Source organism: Streptomyces sp. NPDC059398 (genome assembly GCF_042751845.1).
Classification (GTDB): Bacteria; Actinomycetota; Actinomycetes; order Streptomycetales; family Streptomycetaceae; genus Streptomyces.
Map to the genome: position 1 here is coordinate 1 of NZ_JBHYWP010000133.1, position 4,749 is coordinate 4,749.

General features: G+C 72.7%; 5 protein-coding genes. 4 read left to right on the plus strand and 1 reads right to left on the minus strand.

What is annotated here, in order from left to right:
* Positions 1-26 precede the first annotated feature (26 nt).
* Positions 27-974, minus strand: a complete 948-nt coding sequence (locus ACFXBC_RS32155) for an SDR family oxidoreductase (protein WP_385032598.1) — start codon at positions 972-974, stop codon at positions 27-29.
* A gap of 140 nt (positions 975-1,114) precedes the next feature.
* On the opposite strand from ACFXBC_RS32155, the gene ACFXBC_RS32160 reads away from it, so the two are divergent.
* The 4 genes from ACFXBC_RS32160 to ACFXBC_RS32175 are packed head-to-tail and all read left to right on the plus strand — an operon-like array spanning position 1,115 to position 4,633.
* Positions 1,115-1,864, plus strand: coding sequence for an enoyl-CoA hydratase family protein (locus ACFXBC_RS32160; protein ID WP_385032601.1), 750 nt, complete (start codon positions 1,115-1,117; stop codon positions 1,862-1,864).
* Between the two features lie 32 nt (positions 1,865-1,896).
* On the plus strand, positions 1,897-2,745 hold the full coding sequence (locus ACFXBC_RS32165) for a CoA transferase subunit A (RefSeq protein WP_385032654.1): 849 nt from the start codon (positions 1,897-1,899) through the stop codon (positions 2,743-2,745).
* Positions 2,742-3,527, plus strand: coding sequence for a CoA-transferase subunit beta (locus tag ACFXBC_RS32170; RefSeq protein ID WP_385032604.1), 786 nt, complete (start codon positions 2,742-2,744; stop codon positions 3,525-3,527). Before ACFXBC_RS32165 ends, ACFXBC_RS32170 begins: the two co-directional genes overlap by 4 nt.
* Positions 3,524-4,633 carry an NAD(P)H-dependent flavin oxidoreductase gene (locus ACFXBC_RS32175; protein ID WP_385032607.1) on the plus strand — a complete coding sequence of 370 codons (1,110 nt, stop codon included), beginning with the start codon at positions 3,524-3,526 and terminating at the stop codon, positions 4,631-4,633. Before ACFXBC_RS32170 ends, ACFXBC_RS32175 begins: the two co-directional genes overlap by 4 nt.
* The last annotated feature ends 116 nt before the right edge of the window (positions 4,634-4,749 follow it).

Below are 4,749 nucleotides of genomic sequence, written 5' to 3' on the forward strand. Positions count from 1 at the left end.
TTCCCGGTGCGCCCGCACGGCGGCGTTCACTGTGCGCCGTACACCGGCTGCGGCGGTTCGGCGGCGGTGAGCAGCCGCAGCGCTGTCTCGCCCGCCTCGGCCGGTGTCCAGCGCGCCCCCTTGTCGGCGCCCGGCCCTGGCCGCCACCCCTCCATGACCGTGATCCGTCCGGCCTCCGCCTCGAAGACCCGGCCGGTGACTCCGGCGGACGCCCCGGAAGCCAGCCAGACCACGAGCGGTGAGACGTTCTCCGGGGCCATCGCGTCGAAGCCGCCGTCCCCGGACGCGGCCATCGCGTCGGCGAACACCGTCTCGGTCATCCGGGTGCGGGCCGCCGGGGCGATGGCGTTGACCTGGACCCCGTAGCGGCCCAGTTCGGCGGCGGCGACCAGGGTCAGCCCCAGGATTCCCGCCTTGGCCGCCGCGTAGTTGCCCTGCCCCACACTGCCGAGCAGTCCGGCGCCCGAACTGGTGTTGACCACCCGGGCCTGCGGCATCCGTCCCGCCTTCGCCTCCGCCCGCCAGTGCTCCCCTGCGTGTTTGAGCGCCAGGAAGTGGCCCTTGAGGTGGACTCGCATGACCGCGTCCCAGCTCTCCTCGTCGAGGTTGACGAGCATCCGGTCCCGCAGGAACCCGGCGTTGTTGACCAGGATGTCCAGCCGGCCGAAGGCGTCCAGCGCGGTGGCGACCAGAGAGGCCGCACCGTCCGTGGTCGCGATGTCGCCGCCGTGGGCGACCGCCTCGCCGCCCGCCGCGACGATCTCGTCCACCACGTCCTGCGCGGGACCGGCCGAGCCGCCCGCGCCGTCGAGCCCGACCCCCAGGTCGTTGACGACGACCCGGGCGCCCTCCGCCGCCAGGGCGCGTGCGTGGGCGCGGCCCAGGCCCCGGCCCGCCCCGGTGACGACGGCGACCCGCCCCGCGCAGATTCCGCCGCCGTCCCCCGCCGTGCCTTCCGCGTTCTGTGACGTCATCCCGCTTCTCCTCTTCGTTTCCGTCGGCTGTCGTACGGGCTCGTACGGGCCGGGGCGCCGGGCGCCCCCTCCCGCGGTACGCGAACCACTGCTACCTTCTCACCTAACAAATGTTTGGTGGAAAGGTAGCTGATCTGCTCATGGGTGTCTCCACCTCAAGCCCGCTCAGCGGTGTCACCGTGGTCACCGTCGACTTCCCCCCGGTCAATGCCCTGCCCGTGCAGGGCTGGTACGACCTGGCAGCGGCCGTACGCGCCGCGGGCGCCGACCCGGCCGTGCGGTGTGTGGTGCTCGCGGCCGCCGGACGCGGTTTCAACGCAGGAGTCGACATCAAGGAAATGCAGCGCACCGACGGCCATGAGGCGCTGGTGGGCGCCAACGGCGGCTGCGCGGAGGCGTTCGCCGCCGTGTACGAGTGCGAGGTCCCGGTGGTCGCGGCCGTCGCGGGCTTCTGCCTCGGCGGCGGCATCGGCCTGGTGGGCAACGCGGACGCCATCGTGGCGAGCGAGGACGCCACCTTCGGCCTCCCCGAGCTGGACCGGGGCGCACTCGGCGCTGCGACCCACCTCGCACGCCTGGTCCCCCAGCACCTGATGCGCACCCTGTACTACACCTCGCGCACCGCCACCGCGCAGGAGCTCCACCACCACGGCTCGGTGTGGGAGATCGTGCCGCGCGCCGAACTTCTGGACGCCGCAGTACGGCTCGCGGCCGAGATCGCCGCCAAGGACGGGACCCTGATCCGCCTCGCGAAGGCGGCCATCAACGGAATCGACCCGGTCGACGTCCGCCGGAGCTACCGCTTCGAGCAGGGCTTCACCTTCGAGGCCAATCTGCTGGGCGTCGCCGACCGGGTCCGTAACACCTTCGGAAGCAAGGAGAAGTCGTGAGCAGCGACAATCCCGGGAAAACCGGCAAGATCATGTCCCCGGACGAGGTCGCCGGCCGGCTGCGCAGCGGGATGACGGTCGGGATCGGCGGCTGGGGCTCCCGGCGCAAGCCGATGGCGCTCGTCAGGGCCCTGCTGCGGTCGGACGTCACCGATCTGACCGTCGTCTCGTACGGCGGCCCCGATGTCGGTCTGCTGGCCGCCGCGGGGAAGATCCGCAAGCTGGTGGCCGCCTTCACCACCCTCGACTCCATCCCGCTGGAACCGCACTTCCGCGCCGCCCGCCAGCGCGGTGACTTCGAGCTGACCGAGCTGGACGAGTCGATGTTCATGTGGGGGCTGACAGCGGCTGCCCACCGGCTGCCGTTCCTGCCGGTACGGGCCGGGCTGGGCTCGGACGTACTGCGGGTCAACCCCGAGCTGCGGACGGTCACTTCGCCCTACCCGGACGGTGAGGAGCTGGTGGCCGTGCCCGCGCTGCGGATGGACGCCGCGCTCGTGCACCTCAACCGGGCGGACGCCCGGGGCAACGGCCAGTACCTGGGCCCCGACCCGTACTTCGACGACCTCTTCTGCGACGCGGCGGACGAGGCGTACGTCTCCTGTGAACGCATCGTGGAGAGCACGGAGTTCGCGGATGCGGGCGGGCCACAGACCCTTCTTGTCGGGCGGCAGTCGGTGACCGGGGTGACGGAGACCCCGAACGGGGCGCACTTCACCTCCTGCGTGCCCGACTACGGACGGGACGAGCCGTTCCAGACGGCGTACGCCAAGGCAGCGGCGGACCCGGACGCCTGGCGGGAGTTCACCGCGCGCTTCCTCTCCGGGGACGAGAACACCTACCAGGCCGCGGTCGCGGCGTTCGCCGAGGAGGGCGCATGAGCACACCGGAGGCCACCGCCGCTGGGCGGAGCGATGTCACCCGCGCCGAGTACTGCGTCATCGCCTGCGCGGAGGCGTGGCGGGGGGACGGCGAGGTCCTGGCCAGCCCGATGGGCACCGTGCCGTCGGTCGGCGCCCGGCTCGCCCGGCTGACCTTCTCGCCCGACCTGCTGCTCACCGACGGCGAGGCGCTGGTGATCGGCGACGTCCCCGCACTCGGCGCCGCGCCGGAGGTCGTCGAGGGCTGGCTGCCCTACCGCCGGCATCTGTCCATGGTGACCGGCGGCAAGCGGCACGTCATGATGGGCGCCAGCCAGCTCGACCGGTACGGCAACCAGAACATCAGCTGCATCGGCGACTGGAAGCAGCCCGCCAGGCAGCTGCTCGGGGTGCGCGGCGCCCCGGTCAACACCATCAACAACCCGACGAGTTACTGGGTGCCACGGCACTCCACCCGGGTCTTCGTGGACAAGGTCGACATGGTGTGCGGTGTCGGCCACGACCGTGCGGCCGCCGCGGGCCCTTCGGCGACCCGTTTCCACGAGCTGCGACGGGTCGTCACCGATCTGGCGGTGCTGGACTTCGGGACACCGGACCGGACCCTGCGCGTACGCTCGCTGCACCCCGGGGTGAGCGCGGCGGAGGTACGGGAGGCCACCGGCTTCCCGCTCACGGTCGCCGACGACGTACCTCTCACCCGGGAGCCGACCGCGGAGGAGCTGCGGCTGATCCGTACGGTCATCGACCCGGCGGGGCTGCGCGACCGCGAGGTGCGGACATGACCGGCGACGGCGGCGGAGCGGGCCCGGCCGCCACGCTCTCCACCCCGCTCACCGAGCTGACGGGGGTGCGCCATCCGGTCGTGCAGACCGGTATGGGATGGGTGGCGGGCCCCCGTCTGGTGTCGGCGTCGGCCAACGCGGGGGCGCTGGGCATCCTGGCCTCCGCGACGATGACGCTGGAGCAGCTGCGCTCGGCGGTGCGCGAGGTGAGGTCCCGTACGGACCAGCCCTTCGGGGTCAACCTCCGTGCCGACGCGGGCGACGCCGCCGACCGGGTGGCCCTCATCATCGCGGAGGGGGTGCGGGTGGCGTCCTTCGCGCTCGCCCCTTCCGAGGCCCTGATCGGCCGGCTGAAGGACGCGGGTGTCGTGGTGATCCCGTCCATCGGCGCCCGCCGGCATGCCGAGAAGGTCGCGGCATGGGGCGCCGACGCGGTCATCGTGCAGGGCGGCGAGGGCGGTGGGCACACCGGTGAGGTCGCCACCACCGTGCTGCTTCCGCAGGTGGTGGACGCGGTGGACATCCCGGTGGTGGCGGCGGGCGGCTTCCGCGACGGGCGCGGTCTGGTGGCCGCGCTGGCCCAGGGCGCCGCGGGCGTCGCGATGGGCACCCGCTTCCTGCTCACGTCGGACAGTACGGTGCCGGACGCGGTGAAGGCCGAGTACCTCGCGGCGGGCGTCAAGGACATCACCGTCACCACCAAGGTCGACGGGCTCCCGCACCGGATGCTCCGCACCCCCCTGGTCGCTTCGCTTGAGCGCTCGGGGCGGCCGGCGGCGCTGCTGCGGGCGCTGCGGCACGCGGCGGGTTTCAAGGCGCACTCCGGGCTCGGCTGGGCGGAGATGATCCGCGACGGTCTGGCCATGAAGCACGGCAAGGATCTGACGTGGAGCCAGGTGCTGCTGGCCGCCAACACACCGATGATGCTCAAGGCGTCCATGGTGGAGGGCCGCCCCGATCTGGGGGTGATGGCGTCCGGCCAGGTCGCGGGTCTGATCGACGATCTGCCGTCCTGCGCCGAACTGGTCGGCCGGATCATGTCCGAGGCCCATGCGACCCTGCGGTCGCTGGCGGCGCTGGAGGCTGCGGCCGCCGGATCCGGCTGACCGCGCCGGGGCCGCACGAAGGACGGCCGTGCCGGTCCCGGCACCGTAAGTGTCCGGAAACCCACGGCCGGTGGGGGCAGGGGGGGGGGGGGGGGGGGTTGGGTTTTATAGTAAGA

What these genes read in the sequence shown, in the direction of transcription:
- ACFXBC_RS32155 (WP_385032598.1), bottom strand. Translation starts at nt 974, where the DNA reads ATGACGTCACAGAACGCGGAAGGCACGGCGGGGGACGGCGGCGGAATC.
- ACFXBC_RS32160 (WP_385032601.1), top strand. Translation starts at nt 1,115, where the DNA reads ATGGGTGTCTCCACCTCAAGCCCGCTCAGCGGTGTCACCGTGGTCACC.
- ACFXBC_RS32165 (WP_385032654.1), top strand. Translation starts at nt 1,897, where the DNA reads ATGTCCCCGGACGAGGTCGCCGGCCGGCTGCGCAGCGGGATGACGGTC.
- ACFXBC_RS32170 (WP_385032604.1), top strand. Translation starts at nt 2,742, where the DNA reads ATGAGCACACCGGAGGCCACCGCCGCTGGGCGGAGCGATGTCACCCGC.
- ACFXBC_RS32175 (WP_385032607.1), top strand. Translation starts at nt 3,524, where the DNA reads ATGACCGGCGACGGCGGCGGAGCGGGCCCGGCCGCCACGCTCTCCACC.